Consider the following 17,363-nt stretch of genomic DNA (forward strand, 5'->3'; position numbering starts at 1 on the left):
AAAACAGATCTCTTTTTTCGTAAGAAAGACAGATTTGGTAATCAGTCTATGTAAGATTGAAAACTGGAATAAATACACAGGAAAAATTTTATTGTAAAATCCGCTCAGTTTGACTTAATCCCCCTTAAATTTACAGGCATAGTCATTTTTATTTTGCTGATTTCACCATCGTTTTCTCTTTACTTGTAATTTAGGGGTTGATAATTATTTGACAATGTAGTAGAATAGAGGAAGGATTTGTTAAAAACTAGACAAACTTTAACAGACGAAATAACGATGCCATGCTGAGTCACCGTGCCTGTGCACCGAAAAGTTTGCTGGTCATTGAATTAGGACGTTTTTATATAAGGGAGGAACATTATGTACAAAGTATCTTCACTTGCAGAAGAATACCAGAAGAAACTAATTACTGCGGACGAAGCAGCCGCAATGGTTCATAATAACACTCGTATCCACTATGGAACAGGCTGCGGTGTTGTCAATGATATCGACGAAGCTCTTGCAAGGCGCGCAGATGAACTAAAGGGCATTGAAGTGCTCAGCACGGTAGCCCTCAGAAAAGAACCATTTAAGCTTTATCAGGCAACTTCTTCCAACGAACAGGTAAGATTTGCCTCAGCCCATTTCAGCGCATTTGACAGACAAATGAACAAAGAAGGGCGATGCTGGTACATCCCAATGCTGTTCAATGAACTGCCGTACTACTGGGTCAACAATGAAAACGACATTGACATCGCATTCTTCCAAGTTGCGCCAATGGACAGCCACGGTAACTTCAATCTGGGACCGCAGGTTGCTGACATGTGGGGCGTTATTAAAAGTGCAAAGAAAATCATCGTAGAAGTCAACCAGAACATGCCAATCGCTCACGGTCATCAGACACAGCTAAACCTTTACGGAATCGACCATATCGTGGAAGGGTCCAATGCACCTTTGGCAGAACTTGGAACAAAGCCCGCTTCAGACATCGACAAACAGATTGCCGCCCACGTAGTGGAACTGATCAACAGCCACAGCACCCTGCAGCTGGGCATCGGCAGTCTTCCAAACTGTATCGGTCAGATGCTGGCAGACTCCGATGTAAGAAATATCAACGCTCACACTGAAATGTTTGTGGACGCTTATGTGGACTTATTTGACGCAGGAAAATTAACTGGAAATAAGCCGGTAGATAAAGGCAAAGCCCTTTATACCTTTGCAGGCGGCACAAAAAAATTATATGATTTCATCGACAATAACCCGATTTGCTGCAGTGCGCCGGTAAACTACGTAAATAATGTTAACGTTATTTCCAGCATCGACAATTTCATCTCCGTCAACAGCTGCATCCAGGTTGACCTTTACGGACAGGTATGTTCCGAGTCTGCAGGTCATCAGCAAATTAGCGGCACAGGCGGACAGGTGGACTTCGTAATGGGCGCATTCCTGTCAAAAGGAGGAAAGAGTTTCATCTGCACACCGTCGACCAGAACACTGAAAGACGGAAGCAAAGAATCACTGATCTCCCCAATTTTGACGCCAGGTGCAATTGTCACCACTCCGAGAACTGCAACCAACTATATCGTAACCGAGTACGGCGCTGCTAACTTGAAAGGAAAATCTACTTGGGAAAGAGCCGAAATGTTAATCAACATCTCCCACCCTGACTTCAGAGAAGACCTTATCAAAGCAGCTGAAAAGAACGGTATATGGAAAAATACAAGCAAGTGTACATTCTAATCCAAATATATCTCAATCTTAAGAAGAAGTGGGTTGACCCAAAAGGGGCAACCCACTTTTTCATATTTTTTCGTGTATCTTAATTCACGTCGTTTCTTGACAAAATTGCTGCCGGCGTTTTGCGCATGGTGTTAAATACAGGCAGTAGTCCCGCCACCAGATTAAATCCAAACACAAGGCCAAAGCTGATGAGCAATACCAGCGGATTCATCAGATACTGTTCTCCGATCATTGGAATCTTTGAAATTCCATTTAAGATGTATGCCATCACCGCCATGCCCGGAATCGTAGTCAATGTAGTCATTGCGATGATTTCGCCGACAAACATTTTGTAAATATCTTTCTTTTTTAGACCGATTGCACGAAGCACGCCGACCTCTTTAATTCTCGAGAGGAAAGAAGATCTCAACATGAGATACATTTCCAGAAGAGAAACGAGCAAGATAATGCCGGACACCAAAATTGTTGCGATAATCTTTTTTTTGCAGCTATCGATATAAGACTCCCTGTCGGCAGTATAATTATCTGTGACCTTGACATTTTGCGCCGATAGGTTTTGATAGGTGGCTTCCTTATCCTTTGGAGAAAGCACTATCTCTGTCTGGTCCTCCATCAGATAATCTATGGCTGTATTCTTGCTGACATAAAGTGCGTCTGTACCGCGTTTATCGTTGTAATAACCGCAGACAGTCAGCTTCTTACCATTCACCTTCACATCGAGCTTACTTCCGATAGCTGACTCGTATCGATGCATTTCATGAATCAACACTTCCCCGGTTTTCTTTGGTGCCGCTCCTTCGACAAGCGTCACCGTTTCCCGGTCACGAAGTCCGTAGGACAGCACCAACGGCATCGCCTCCTCGCTTTCTTCAGTGTATCCGGAATCTTCTTCCGTACGCATTTCTGCCTGCACCATCAGAATATCCATAAAAAACTCTCTGTCTGCGTAAATTGAAGGGCTTCCCTGATCAGTAATTCCCACAATCGTGAATTCTCCCAGACGCGGTAGCGTTACCTTTCTTCCAATAATCTGTTCTTTTGAAAGCAGGCCAATCATTTTCGGCATATCGTTAGAAAGAAAGCTATCCGCCGTGATTCTATCGATGACAATCTCCGAACTGTCCTTTGCATTTCTGCCCTCCAACAGTTTTTCTTCCTCTACCATATCCAAAGCTGTCAGGGATCCTGCTAAGCTGACCTGCGCACCTTTGGTCTGGTAATAATCATCCAGAGGAAAGGCGAAATTCACCTGGGAATTGCCCGGAAGCGCATAATCAATGCCATCCATATTTTCGTATTTTTTAAAGTTCTGCGGTGTCACCTTTGCCCCGTTCACCGTCAAGTAGTTCTGATTAACCTGGACAAATTTATCGTCTGTAATATTGGTAATTCCAGCAATACTGCTTACCGCATAAACGGCAAACATAGACGCCATGATGAACCCTACAAGCAAAATTTTCTTAATGAGGGAATAAGAAAAAATTTTCTTGTATCCACCTGCAATCATAGTCACCGGATTAAAAATGGAGGTGTACTTTGGCGTAAAATTCTGATCCAGCATATTTGCATAGTCAAATTCATACGCCTCGTAAACGTCTTTGGAAATTTTCCGGTAATGGTCATCGACCAGTTCCACCGCTTCTGAACCTTCTCCTATTCCAGCGGGAGTTTCGATATATAGATTGTTGTTTTTGAGAACTACCTTGATTTCCAGCTGCTGGTCCTTCTTATCACTGTAAAATTTTAACTTCACATTTTCTAATTCCAGCTCCTGCTGCACCTGCATATCCTGAAGATAGATTTTGTTTTCCAGCCGATAATCCAGTTCGCTATTGTGGGCATTTTCTCTGTCACTGACGATTTTTCCATCCACAATTTCCACAATACGGGATGCGTAAAATTCCGCGATTTCTCTCTCGTGGGTGACGAGAATCACCAGCTTTTCCCGGGAAATTGCCTTAATAATATTCATAATCTCCAGCGTATTTTTACTGTCCAGATTACCTGTCGGCTCATCAGCAATGATAATCTTTGGATTTTTTACGATGGCACGGGCAATCCCCACACGCTGCCGCTCTCCGCCGGAAAGCATTTTCGCCGGGCGGTTTTTGTATCGATCAATGCCTACACGCTTTAGGATATACATGACCCGCTCTTCGATTTCTCTCTTATCTTTAATCCCCATCATGCGCAAAACCAGCGCTACGTTGTTAAAAACTGTATCATCCTCAATGAGATTATAGTTTTGGAAAATATATCCAATATTTGCATTCCTGATTTCGTCTTTCTTCCCGTCAGAACGACCGGTCAGTCTCTCCTCGCCGATGTAAATTTCACCGCTGTCAACTTTGTCGAGACCTCCGATTGCATTGAGCAGAGTCGTCTTTCCGCAGCCGGAATTTCCCAAAAAAGTGACGAGACCCTTATCGGCAAGTTCTATAGAGGTGTGGTCAATGGCTCTGATTTCGTTGTTTTTCTTCCTATTAAAATACTTGTTTACATTTGTTAATCGAATCATCTCTTACACCTCCTCTTTATACGCATTCATCGCTGTCTTTTTAAATAGCTGTCTGGCATATCTGCCCGCCAGAAGTACCGACATCAGGCAGAGCACTACATACAGAATCACTACATCCCCGATAGAAAGGAAAGACACCAACTGCTGCAGATAAGCGACTTTCACCACTTCCAACTTTACCAGCGCCAAAAGCCCCATGCAAATAAAGTAAGCAATATTGAACACTGCAAAAAGTTCTACTTTCAGCAGACTGCTGCAGTTTTCTTTGCTTGCACCCAGCATACGGATAGTCGAAAAATAGATGTTCCTCGACTTCAAGATTAGCTTAATGATGAAATAAGTGATGAAGAACAGCACAATCAGCACTGCCGCCAGCATGATGGTGTAAAATGTAGTGAGAATGACTCCAAAACCACCGGCGTAGCTCACATATCCGTCATGTACACAGAAAGTGTGGTAACCCTCCTTTTCAATTTCCGCCGCTGTTTCTTTAGTCAGCTTATCGTCTTTTACACGGACGGAGGACTGGAAATTCCCTTTGTCAAACAGGGCTGCATAGTCCTTCGGATTGATAAAGAGACTGCCGCTCACCTCTTCAAAATTCTCGATTTCAAGGAGGGTTTTCAGATTACTCTGGTTGTAAACCGCACCCACACTGAAGTTGATTTCGCTTTCAAAATACAAGCTCTTATTGATCAGTTTCAAAGTTTTACCTACTGCGCTTTCCGTACTGAGCGCAGCAATGTCTGCAGGCACGTAAATTTCACCCTTAGGCACTTTGTCGCTTGCTTTGATTGGTAAAACGCCTGCACCGGAGTCCCCGCTTAAAATGTTATCCGCAAAGACAATCTCCTGGCTGCACTGGTGCTCCAGCACTGTCAATCTGATATCATCCAAAGTCTCTTCACCGACACAATATAAAGCTTCATATAAAATATCTGATTCATCTAAAGTCTCTTGTTGTTCTTTGGTCAGATAACCGTAGCCAACGACTTTCATTTTTTTACGCAAAATACTGTTTCCTGTATTTTGATTGCGCACATCGACCTTGTCGGCTTTCATCACCATATCGATAACCGCCTCAGCATAGCCGCCTTCCGGAATAATCAGGACTGCCTCGTTATACGATTCCGGCATCCTGCCCTCCACAAGCTGCCCTTCCATAACCTTGGCTTCTTCTACTTTAGAAGTAATGTAAAAATCTCCCTTCTCAAAATCGTCCGATACGTCAGTAACCAAATCCAGCATAAGATCATTTTTGATAATTCGCTCTACATTATCTATTTTTCCAATCTTTTCATAATCGTCCTCGGTCAACTCGCTTCTATCCTCTTTAGTAAAGAGAATTCTATTTCTGTCAGTATCCATGAAATAGTAGTTATAACCGCCTGTATCCATATCCCCCATGTTCTTAAAGGATGTATACTGGCTGATTACACTCATGCACAGGAACAGAAAAACCGTCAGCAGCAGGAAAAATTTTGCAGGAATATTAAAGGTATTGCGCACGCCAAGCCGTCCCATACTTCCTAAGGTAAGGCCGTCTGCCTTCGCAGTTTCGACAGACTCCTCCGCGTCCCCGCAGCTGCCGATGGTCACTGCCATCCGTTTATCTTCTGCCACTTTTCCATCGTGCATAGTGATTTTTCTGGTCACGTAAGGCTCAACCTGCTCATAATTATGGGTTACGATGATGATCAGCTTATCTTTAGAAAGCTGGTGCAGCAACTCTATAATTTCCGCCGCTGACTTACTGTCCAGATTTCCAGTCGGCTCATCAGCTACGATAATCGGCGTTTCTTTCGCCAGCGCTCTGGCAATGGCAACGCGCTGCTTTTGTCCGCCGGAAAGTTTGGAGGCCTTGGTTTTCTCGTAGGAGGAAAGTCCGACCTTCGCTATAATTTCTCGTACCCGCTCCGGAATTTCTGACTTGTCATATCCGCTCATCAAAAGTACCAGCTCTACGTTCTGATACACAGTATAGCTGTTGATTAAATGAAATGTCTGAAAGATATTTCCGATATATTTCTTTCTGTATTCTTCTAGATCCTCTTTGGAAAATCCGCTGGTCGGCTGACCCATGATATACATTTCGCCTTCCTCAAAGGAATCCAGTCCAGAAATCACGTTGAGCAGTGTGGATTTTCCGCTTCCGCTTTCTCCGGTAATTGCGACAAACTCACCCATTTCAAAATTTAGGTCAATCTTGTTGAACCCTGTAGAAACCAGTCCGCCGCTTGAGTAGAATTTCGATACTCGTTCTAATCTTAACATATTTCTCCCCTTTCCTAATTCTTCCACTACTATATCACGACAATCTCACAACCGTCTATAACTTTGGAGAAAATTTAAGAAATGTAAGGAAAATGTAAGAAAGGTTGGGGTGCCGACTTCCGCAGCACCCCTGCACTACTTCTGCACAAAAAACAGACAGCGGATTCATCTGCTGTCTGTCTGTTTTAAAAATTATTTTACGTCTATCAGTTCATATTCTCTGGTGCCGATGCCTAGCTTTTCACCGTGAATCAGTCCCGCTTCCCAGTCAGTATCAGGGTGCATGATTTTGAACACGTCGTGACCATGTGCGTGGCCACATCCATGATCATGACAGGCACACTTATCAGCCGCACTGCCAGCAATCACTGGCTGCTTGTTGGCTGCATCCACACAAGCCTGGTCGATGGCAATGGGATCAAAGGAAGCGAACATGCCTACATCAGGAATTACCGCAACATCATTTCCGCCCTCGCAGTCGCAGTCAGGAGATACATTCATCAGCATATTGATGTGGAATGCCTCTTTTCCGGCTAACGTTGCTTTAGTGTATTCCGCAATTTTTCTATTCATCACCGGCTTTGCCTCATCCCACTTCGTTGCGATAGCGCCCTTTGGACAGTAAGCGATGCAGTAGCCGCATCCAAGACATTTGTCTTCATCAATCACTGCTTTTCCATCGATCACATGGACACCATCGTTGGCACAGTTCTTCACGCACATGCTGCACCCGATACAATCCCCTGTGTTAATCATCGGAGTGCCGCTGCTGTGCATTTCCATCTTGCCTTTCTTTGAACCGGCTCCCATGCCGATATTTTTGATAGCGCCGCCAAATCCAGCACCAACGTGCCCTTTAAAATGGGTTAAAGAAATGATTACATCTGCTTCTGCAATGGCAGCACCAATCTTTGCGGTTTTTACATATTCGCCGCCCTCTACCGGAATTTCACGTTCATCAGTTCCTCGCAGACCGTCGGCAATAATGGTATGTACACCTGTTGCCAGTGGGTTATAGCCGTTCATATATGCTGCATCCAAATGATTCAGTGCATTGTTGCGATAGCCCACATACAAGGTATTGCAGTCTGTCAGGAACGGCTTGCCGCCCTTCGCCTTGATATGGTCACAAAGTACCTTAGCATACTGCTGACGCAGAAATGCCATATTTCCAAACTCACCGAAGTGGAGTTTCACTGCTACGAATTTATCCTGAAAGTCAATCTGATCGATGCCTGCTTTTGTGATTAAACGTTCAAACTTGTCCAGCAAACTATCGCCCATGCCTACATGCATGTCTGTAAAATAAACCTTTGAACTCATCTTTCATCCTCCTTGAATTAATATACCTTGATTATATGTTATCTGGCAGGATTGGTCAACACTAGCTTATTCTATTTCGAAAAAGCTCCTTTTCTCTATCTGATAGCGTCTCATACAAGGTCAGCACCATCTCAACCTTTTCTGATTTGCACGCATCTGATGTAAGCGCTTTTAAGAAAAATGATGTAATTGCACTGGTCAAGGAACCAATCAGACCAATTATGTTTACCTTAAAGAACTGACGCTTATTGTCAGAAATTATATGCGAACGACCTATGAAAGTAAAGAGATTCAACCTATATTGCGATTTTCTAAAAAAAGTGTATAAATAATTCATCTTGACCTTTCTCATATCTTGCATTTTTTGTAATCATTCAAACAATTTCACGCAAAACTTGCATAAAACGCAAGTTTTTAGGGTGGAGAACAGTAATAGATGAGCCTTCCATAACTATAATGAGAATCTGACCGATTACTTTTATACATTATTTTAACATTTTCTAATTCTCGGTTAAGATTCAGCCTTTTTCTTATACACTTTTTCCAAAAACAACCGTTTTAAGTTAATCCTTCATGATTGCAAAAATACGATAGTCCCGCTCTTGAAATTCCCCGTGTAAAATGCTATAATAATATGTTATTTTTATAGATTACGTAGGGAGGTTTTCGTATGTCAACAAACAATTACACCAGTCCGCTTTCAGAAAGATACCCGAGTAAGGAAATGCAGTATCTTTTTTCGCCGGACATGAAATTCCGCACCTGGAGAAAACTTTGGATTGCACTGGCAGAAGCTGAGAAAGAACTGGGGCTTGCCATCACGCAGGAGCAGATCGACCAATTAAAGGCTCACGCCGAGGACATCAACTACGATGTCGCAAAGGCGAGAGAAAAAGAAGTCAGACATGATGTCATGAGCCACGTGTACGCTTATGGTCAGCAGTGCCCGGATGCAAAGGGAATCATTCACCTTGGCGCAACCAGCTGCTATGTTGGCGATAACACAGACCTGATTATCATGCGCGAAGCTTTAACGCTGGTAAAAAAGAAAATCATCAACACCATCGCTTCTTTAGCTAAATTTGCAGACACCTACAAAGACCTTCCAACGCTGGCATATACCCATTATCAGGCAGCGCAGCCTACCACTGTCGGCAAGCGCACAACCCTTTGGCTCAATGATCTGGTCATGGACCTGCAGGATCTGGAATACGTTCTGGACAGCCTCAAACTGCTCGGTTCCAAAGGAACTACCGGAAGTCAGGCTTCCTTTATGGAACTCTTCGAAGGCGACCACGAAAAATGCAAAGCCTTAGACCAGAAAATTGCTGACAAAATGGGATTTCCCGGCTGTTACCCGGTTTCCGGGCAAACCTATTCCAGAAAAATTGACAGCAGAGTGCTGAACGTGCTGGCAGGTATTGCCCAATCCGCACACAAATTTTCCAACGACATTCGTCTGCTGCAGCACATGAAAGAAGTCGAAGAGCCTTTTGAAAAGCACCAGATTGGCTCCTCTGCCATGGCATACAAGAGAAACCCTATGCGTTCAGAGCGTATGGCAGCCCTTGCCAACTACGTCATGAGTGATGCCATGAACCCGCAGCTGACAGCTGCAACCCAGTGGTTTGAAAGAACTCTGGACGATTCAGCAAACAAGAGAATTTCCGTCAGCGAAGCATTTCTTGCAGTGGACGGAATCCTAGAATTATATATCAACGTTTCCAACGGTCTTGTGGTCTATCCGAAAGTCATCGAAGCGCACTTGATGGCAGAACTTCCTTTTATGGCTACAGAGAACATTATGATGGATGCCGTAAAAGCCGGCGGAGACCGTCAGGAACTGCACGAGCGAATCCGCGTACATTCCATGGAAGCGGGCAAAGTTGTCAAAGAGCAGGGTAAGCCAAATGATCTTTTAGATCGTATTGCGGCAGACCCAGCCTTTCATATAACAAAAGAGGCTTTACAGAAGGCTTTGAAACCGGAAAACTATGTGGGCAGAGCCCCACAGCAGACAACAGAGTTTCTCAGCGGGGTCATAAAGCCTATTCTATCAGCAAATGAGGCGCTGCTTGGTCTCACTGCTGAAATTAACGTTTAATCGGGGAGCGCATCTGTAAGGCAAAACCCGTCTAAACGTGAACGAATAGGAGGTTACACTATGATCAAAGCAATTGTCGGCGCCAATTGGGGCGACGAGGGAAAAGGTAAAATCACAGACACACTGGCTGAAAACTGCGACATCATCGTCAGATTTCAGGGTGGAAGCAACGCAGGACACACCATCAAAAACAATTACGGTAAGTTCGCCCTGCACATGTTGCCATCGGGCGTCTTTTACGGACACACCACCAGCATTCTGGGCAACGGCGTAGCACTGAACATTCCGAAGCTGATTGAGGAAATCAAATCCTTGACAGACCGGGACGTCCCTGCGCCAAAAGTTCTGGTTTCAGATCGCGCCCACATCGTCATGCCGTATCACATCTTGCTGGACGAATACGAGGAAGAACGCCTTGGCGGAAAATCCTTCGGCTCCACAAAAAGCGGTATCGCACCTTGTTACTCCGACAAATACGCCAAAATCGGCTTCCAGGTGAACGAGCTCTTCATGCCGGAGGATAAACTTCGTGAGAAACTGGAAAACGTCTGCACATTAAAGAATGTGATGATTGTCAATTTGTACGGCAAACCTGCACTCAAAGTTGACGATCTCATGGAAACCATGAAGCAATATAAAGAGATGATAAAACCATATGTTGCCAACACTTCCGCTTTCCTTCACCAGGCTATTTCCGAAGGAAAAAACATCCTTCTGGAAGGACAGCTGGGTGCGCTGAAAGATACAGACCACGGCATTTATCCAATGGTTACTTCATCCTCTACGTTGGCGGCATTCGGCGCTGTAGGCGCAGGTATCCCGCCATATGAAATCAAAGAAGTTACCACCGTCGTAAAAGCTTACTCATCCGCAGTTGGCGCGGGCGCCTTCGTCAGCGAAATCTTCGGAGAAGAAGCTGACGAACTTCGCCGCCGCGGCGGCGACGGCGGCGAATTCGGCGCCACCACCGGGCGCCCGCGCAGGGTTGGTTGGTTCGATGCGGTTGCTACCAGATATGGATGCAGAATGCAGGGAACTACAGAAGTTGCCTTAACCGTTATCGATCCGCTCGGATATTTGGATGAAATTCCAATCTGTGTCGGCTACGAAATCGATGGAGAAATCCATCAGGATTTCCCGAATACCACTTATCTGGAAACCGCCAAACCGGTACTGAAAACAATGCCTGGCTGGAAAAGCGATGTAAGCGGCATTCGCAATTGGGAAGATCTGCCGAAAGCCTGCCAGGAATATGTCAACGAAATCGAACGTCAGATTGGATTCCCAATTACACTAGTATCGAATGGGCCTGGCAGAGACGATATCATTCACAGAACCCCGCAGCTGTAATTTGGTTTTGCTGCAATCTTTGGCACCAGGCTTAACAAATACGACAATCGTAGAAAGGGGAAACAGGCAGTGCCTTTCCCTTTCTAAAAACACAGTTCCTATTACGAAGAAAGGATTTTGAGATTATGTATAAGGACGCAATCAGACCCGCATGGGCTGAAATCAATTTAACCAATTTAGATTACAACATTAAAAATATCAGAGCAAAAGTCGGCGCAGATAAAGAGATGATTGGCGTCATCAAAGCTGACGCTTACGGCCACGGTGCAGTAATGTGCGCAAACGTGCTGCGTGCCAACGGCGTAAAAACCTTTGCCATCGCCACACTGCAGGAAGCCATCGTGCTTCGCCAAGCTGGCGCAACAGAAGAAATCATCATGCTGGGACTGACGCCGGACATGTATGCAGACACCATCGTAGAATACGACATCACACCGGTGGTCTGCAGCGCTTCCAATGCTAAAGCCATCAGCGACGCCGCTCTCAAAGCAGGCAAAACTGTTTCCGGTCTAATCGCTGTTGATACCGGCATGGGCAGAATCGGTTATCTTGCAGATGACATTGATAACGCAATTTTTGATATTAAGAAAATCGCTATGCTGGCAGGTTTCAAAATCAAAGGTCTGTTTTCCCACATGTCCACCGCTGACGCATACGACAAGACCTACTCCCACCAGCAGGAAGAAAAATACAATCGTTTTTACGAAGCACTGGTTGCAGCAGGCGTTGACGTGCCGATGAGAACCCTTGCAAACAGCGCTTCCATCATGGAACTGCCGAGCATTCACTTTGATGCAGTGCGTCCAGGCATTATCCTTTACGGCTGCTATCCTTCCCATGAAGTAGATAAAAACCAGCTGGCGCTGAAACCGGTTATGTCCGTCAAGGCTAACATCGTCCACCTGAAAGACGTGCCGGAAAACTTTTCTGTGGGCTACGGCAGAAAATACATTTCCAGTAAACCATCTAAAATTGCTACCATTGCCCTGGGTTACGCAGACGGCTATCCTCGTCCGTACTCCGCACAGGCAAAAGTCATCGTAAACGGTGTAGTTTGCCCGATTGCCGGAAATATCTGCATGGACCAGTGCATGATTGATGTATCAAACGTTCCAAACGTAAAAGTTGGAGACGAAGTCATCATCATGGGTACAGACGGCGTAAACACAATCCTTGCCGACGACATTGCAGACGCAACTGGCACCATCAATTACGAAATCTGCTGCGCTTTCGGCCAGAGACTTCCAAAAGTTTACGTTCGATAAACTTCGTGTTTTTGCAAAAATGACCGCAACATGCCAATTCTAAGACATTGCGGTCATTTTTTTAATTCTTGTTTTACAAAAATGACCGCATTTGCTCAAATCATCCAACTTGCGGTCATAAAATCCATTTCCTCTGCTAACAACATGCTGCCTATCCCCTTAAACTCCCTCAAATCCACACGAATTTCCAATTTTTAGTATTATATTTACAGGCAAATTCAACGAATCTCCCATTATTTTACATATCCCTGCAATTGCAAATATCATTGAGCTCCCAATTTTGACCGCATTTCATATAAAACGCATCAGTACGGTCAAATCCTCAAAAACAAAAATTTTAACTCTGACCGCCATCTGCCCAAAACAAGGCTTTGCGGTCAAAAATCTAAAAACTAAAGAATTATAACACTGGTCCAATCGGCAAATGTCCTGCTCACGCCGCAGTCCGTCTTGTGTCATGGGACTGACGCTGCATCACACGCTGCCGCCACACGAAAAAGCTGCAAATCATAAGCACCGCCACCAGCCATCCGCCAAAAGTCAGCACAATCCGCAGCGTTGTATCCACAAAGAAAGGCTGCGGTACAATGCGAATGAGCAAATCCGTCTTTGGATCTAAAAGCCACAGGTCGTTGTCGAAGAAGATATGATGGAAGATGACAAAGTATTTGTGAAAATCCGTCGCCACAATCAAGCCGGAGACAGCACAGACCACAAGCACGCCCAAAATCCCCCAAAGTAAAAACTTAGGAGTCAGCAAAAGCCGTTTTCGCAAAAACAGCCAGCCAAAGCACACAACAAAGACTACAATCGCCCACCGTCTTATCATCATACCACCAAAAAACAATTCTTTCACATCTGCCATATGCGCAATTTCCCTGGCGCTGAAAAATCCGCGGGACTGCCCGGCAACCATCGTCGGCACCTGCAGTTCTTCCCTGTCCCCACGCAAATATGCCATCATTTCATCAGTGACATGAAGCAAATCATCCATTTCCATCTCCACACTCGTTGTCACATCATATTTTTCGTATTCACTTTTAAAATAGTCGGGACTCCAATAAACGACCGCCTCCACTGCAGTAATCAATAGTATCAGTACCAGTGCAAGGCTCATGACAAATCCCACAATATACTCTAATATTCTCATGCTTTTATCATACTGCCGAACACAGACAAACTCAAGCACCAATTTCGACAAAACTATCCAAAATCTGCCCAAATTCAAATTTTTTCTTGGACATTGCGCCCTCTAGCATATATAATGGACATATCTATTTTTATTTTTTAAGACAAAGGAGAAACGTACTACTATGGAGAAATTATTCAAGCTACAGGAACACGGCACTGATGTGAAAACCGAAGTTATCGCCGGCGCCACTACGTTCCTCTCAATGGTTTACATTCTTGCAGTAAACCCGGGCATGCTCGCAGTAGCCGGCATGGACAGCGCAGGCGTTTTCACTGCAACAGCTGTTTCCGCTGCTATTGCAACTCTGTTCATGGCATTTTTTGCCAACTACCCTATCGCCCTTGCTTCCGGCATGGGACTGAACGCATACTTTGCATTCACCGTTTGCGGTGACCTTGCTTCAAAAGGCATCAACGACCCTTGGAAAATCGCACTGGCTGCGGTTCTTGTGGAAGGTCTTGCCTTCATTCTGCTGTCTCTGTGCAATTTCAGAGAAAAGCTGGTAAACGACGTGCCTGCTAATCTGAAATACGGCATTACTGCCGGTATTGGACTTTTTATCGGTTTAATCGGTTTCAAAGGTGCAGGAATCGTCATCGGCGATGCTTCCACTCTGGTAAACCTGGGTTCCTTTGCAACGCCGCAAGTGGTACTTGCACTTGTTGGTCTGATTCTGACCGCAGTTTTGTTCCACTTCAACGTTAAAGGCTATATCCTCATCGGCATTCTGGCTACTTGGATTTTGGGTATGATTGCAGAAGCAATCGGCTGGTATGCAGTTGATGTTGAAGCTGGCGTGTATTCCTTGTTCCCTGATTTTTCCGGTGCAAGCTTTATCCCAGCTGCCCCTGCATTCTTCTCTTTTGACTTTGCATGGATTGGCGAAAACATGGTGCAGTTCCTTGTCATCGTATTCTCTTTCCTTTACGTTGACCTGTTTGACACTGTCGGCACTTTAATCGGCGTTGCTTCCAAAGGCAATCTGCTGGACGAAAAGGGAAATCTGCCTAAGGTAAAAGGCGCTCTCATGGCGGATGCCTGCGGTACTATCGTCGGCGCATGTCTGGGCACTTCCACTGTTACAAGCTATGTAGAATCCAGTGCCGGTGTTGCTAACGGCGGCAGAACCGGTCTGACTGCAGTAACCACTGCTGTTCTCTTTATTGCTGCACTATTCTTCTCCCCAATTTTCCTTGCAATTCCGGGATTTGCAACAGCACCTGCTCTCATCTGGGTTGGGCTTTTGATGATTGGCGCTGTGAAAAATATGCACTTTGACGGTGACATTGCAGACGTGGTCGGCGGGTTCCTCGCCCTGGTACTCATGCCATTCACTTACTCCATTGCCAACGGAATCATGTTCGGCATTCTGGCATGGGTTATTCTGAAGGTCCTCACCAAAAAAGTAAAAGATATTCCTTGGGTTATGTGGATATCCGCATTACTTTTCGCAATCAGAATTTATACACTGATTCGCTAATTAATAAAGAACTAAGAGGCAGTCTTGTTGATTGCCTCTTTTTTTGTCTTCATTTAACCAGCCTCCACTTTATTCTCCTGTCTAAATTTCCCTAAATCGGTCATACTAAGGAATATAAAAAGCTTTGAAAGGACGTTTTTATTATGAATCATCTGAAACACGAAAAATCTCCTTACCTTCTTCAGCATGCTGAAAATCCGGTAAACTGGTATCCCTGGTGTGAAGAGGCCTTTGACCTCGCTGCAGAAAAGGACCTTCCCATATTCTTAAGTATCGGCTACTCCACCTGCCACTGGTGCCATGTCATGGCACACGAATCCTTTGAGGATGAAGAGGTTGCCGCTTTCTTAAACGATCATTTTATCTCCATCAAGGTGGATCGTGAAGAGCGCCCCGATATCGACAGCGTCTACATGCGCGCTGCTCAGGCTATGACCGGTTCCGGCGGCTGGCCGCTTACTATCTTCATGACGCCTGAAAGAACACCTTTCTTCGCCGGAACCTATTTTCCAAAACATACCAAATGCGGTCAAATCGGTCTTTTAGAACTGCTCTCCGCAGTCTCTCAAAAATGGACCGAGGACAGAGACTCCCTCCTTACTCAGGGCAGTCAAATAGTTGCCTTTCTTCAAAAGCAGGAAGCAGCTGCACCGCAGACAAAACAGAATCCAGAAAATTCTATTGCAGAAGCCCTGTCATATTTCGTAAAAAACTTCGATAGAAAGTATGGCGGCTTTGGCAGCAGTCCTAAATTCCCCGCAGCGCACAACCTACTGTTTCTCATGGCGCAGAAAAGTAAAAAAGGTGACAAATACCTGGCTATGGCAGAAAAGACCCTAACCCAAATGTATCTGGGCGGCATTTTTGACCACATTGGCGGCGGCTTCTGCCGATACGCAACCGACGATAAGTGGCTTATTCCCCATTTTGAAAAAATGCTCTATGACAATGCCCTGTTGCTCATGGCGTACAGCCAATGTTACTATGAGACAAAATCTCCCCTTTATCTGACTGTAGCAAATAAAACCGCCTCCTACATGCTGCGAGAACTGAAAGATCCAGAAGGCGGCTTTTACTGTGGACAAGATGCCGACAGCGACGGTGAAGAGGGCACCTATTACCTCTTTACACCGGAGGAAATTCGCAGTGTTCTTCATCTGGAACCTGCGGCAGCCTTCTGTTCTCAATACGACATCACACCACAAGGCAATTTTATGGGGAAAAATATCCCCAATCTTCTGAGTACCAAAGACCACGGTCTTCTGCCCGACGAAGACGTGCTGCGAATTTTATACGACTACCGGTTAGAACGCACCAAACTCCATAAGGACGACAAAGTTCTCACCAGCTGGAATGGAATTGCTATCGCCGCCTTTGCAAAAGCTGCAAGACAGCTGAAAAATGCTGATTATCTGGAAGCTGCTCTTTCCGCGGCGGAGTTTATCTGGAAACATCTCCAAGATGAGGGAAAACTTTTTGCCAGATGGCGGCAGGGTCACTATGCCTTTGCAGGAACGCTGGACGATTATGCTTGCTACATCTGGGGACTTTTGGAATGTTACAGCACGACCTTCAATCCTATCTTTTTGGAACGCGCAGACCGGATTGGCAGCACCATGATAAAACTGTTTTTCGACTCTAAAGAGGGCGGCTTTTACCTTTATGCTGCCGACAGTGAGGCACTTTTTCTGCGCCCTAAGGAAACTTATGATGGGGCTATGCCTTCCGGCAATGCCGTCGCTGCTCATATTACAAAAAAACTGGCATTTCTTACCGGTGAAAGCTTTTGGGAGGACATTGCTGACAAGCAGTCTGCTTTCATGGACAGAGCCTGCAGTGATTATCCCTTTGGTAATAGTTTTTACCTTTGGAGTGTCAGCCAGGATCTTTTTGAAGAGGGCAAACTCATCTGCACTATGCCTGACGCAGAAAACCTATCCACAGACACGCTGTGCCGACTTTGGGATCTTCAGATGGACGTAGTGCTGAAAACAAGAAAAACAGAGGAGACACTGCATAAAGTATCTCCTTATCTGAAAAATTATGAGATTCCGGAAGAAGGCAGCGACTTTTACCTCTGCCGAAACCATGTATGCTATAGCCCTGTCCACAGTCTGGATGCGCTGGAATCCTTGTAA

The 17,363-nt window shown here is 45.1% G+C and carries 10 protein-coding genes; 6 read left to right on the forward strand and 4 right to left on the reverse strand.

Going from position 1 to position 17,363, the window contains the following annotated elements; all coding sequences use genetic code 11:
- The first annotated feature begins 360 nt into the window (after positions 1-360).
- Positions 361-1,719, forward strand: coding sequence for an acetyl-CoA hydrolase/transferase C-terminal domain-containing protein (locus tag V1225_RS01855; RefSeq protein WP_160201894.1), 1,359 nt, complete (start codon positions 361-363; stop codon positions 1,717-1,719).
- A gap of 79 nt (positions 1,720-1,798) precedes the next feature.
- On the opposite strand, the gene V1225_RS01860 is transcribed toward V1225_RS01855, so the two are convergent.
- The 3 genes from V1225_RS01860 to V1225_RS01870 all read right to left on the reverse strand — a co-directional run bounded on the left by V1225_RS01860 (position 1,799) and on the right by V1225_RS01870 (position 7,834).
- Complete coding sequence (locus tag V1225_RS01860; protein WP_251616956.1) at positions 1,799-4,237, reverse strand: ABC transporter ATP-binding protein/permease; 2,439 nt, start codon at positions 4,235-4,237, stop codon at positions 1,799-1,801.
- A gap of 3 nt (positions 4,238-4,240) precedes the next feature.
- Positions 4,241-6,511: an ABC transporter ATP-binding protein gene (locus V1225_RS01865; protein WP_338547443.1), complete on the reverse strand. Its 2,271-nt coding sequence runs from the start codon at positions 6,509-6,511 to the stop codon at positions 4,241-4,243.
- 192 nt (positions 6,512-6,703) lie between these two features.
- Positions 6,704-7,834, reverse strand: coding sequence for a DUF362 domain-containing protein (locus V1225_RS01870; protein ID WP_338547444.1), 1,131 nt, complete (start codon positions 7,832-7,834; stop codon positions 6,704-6,706).
- Between the two features lie 670 nt (positions 7,835-8,504).
- On the opposite strand from V1225_RS01870, the gene purB reads away from it, so the two are divergent.
- The 3 genes from purB (at position 8,505) to alr (ending at position 12,553) form a co-directional block, all read left to right on the forward strand.
- On the forward strand, positions 8,505-9,938 hold the full coding sequence (gene purB, locus V1225_RS01875; protein ID WP_338547446.1) for an adenylosuccinate lyase: 1,434 nt from the start codon (positions 8,505-8,507) through the stop codon (positions 9,936-9,938).
- Positions 9,939-9,998: 60 nt separating this feature from the next.
- Entirely contained in the window at positions 9,999-11,288 is a 1,290-nt protein-coding gene (locus V1225_RS01880; protein ID WP_160201900.1) for an adenylosuccinate synthase, read from the forward strand.
- Positions 11,289-11,413: 125 nt separating this feature from the next.
- On the forward strand, positions 11,414-12,553 hold the full coding sequence (gene alr, locus V1225_RS01885) for an alanine racemase (RefSeq protein ID WP_251616941.1): 1,140 nt from the start codon (positions 11,414-11,416) through the stop codon (positions 12,551-12,553).
- A gap of 433 nt (positions 12,554-12,986) precedes the next feature.
- On the opposite strand, the gene V1225_RS01890 is transcribed toward alr, so the two are convergent.
- The gene (locus V1225_RS01890; protein ID WP_160201902.1) at positions 12,987-13,703 is read right to left on the reverse strand and encodes a TIGR01906 family membrane protein; all 717 of its coding nucleotides are present in this window, start codon (positions 13,701-13,703) and stop codon (positions 12,987-12,989) included.
- Between the two features lie 163 nt (positions 13,704-13,866).
- Between V1225_RS01890 and V1225_RS01895 the strand changes: the two genes are divergently transcribed.
- Both V1225_RS01895 and V1225_RS01900 read left to right on the forward strand, forming a co-directional pair.
- Positions 13,867-15,225, forward strand: coding sequence for an NCS2 family permease (locus tag V1225_RS01895; RefSeq protein WP_251632073.1), 1,359 nt, complete (start codon positions 13,867-13,869; stop codon positions 15,223-15,225).
- Positions 15,226-15,368: 143 nt separating this feature from the next.
- Positions 15,369-17,363, forward strand: a complete 1,995-nt coding sequence (locus V1225_RS01900) for a thioredoxin domain-containing protein (protein WP_338547448.1) — start codon at positions 15,369-15,371, stop codon at positions 17,361-17,363.

Origin of the sequence: Emergencia sp. JLR.KK010 (genome assembly GCF_037018265.1) — a bacterium.
Classification (GTDB): domain Bacteria; phylum Bacillota; class Clostridia; order Peptostreptococcales; family Anaerovoracaceae; genus Senimuribacter; species Senimuribacter intestinalis.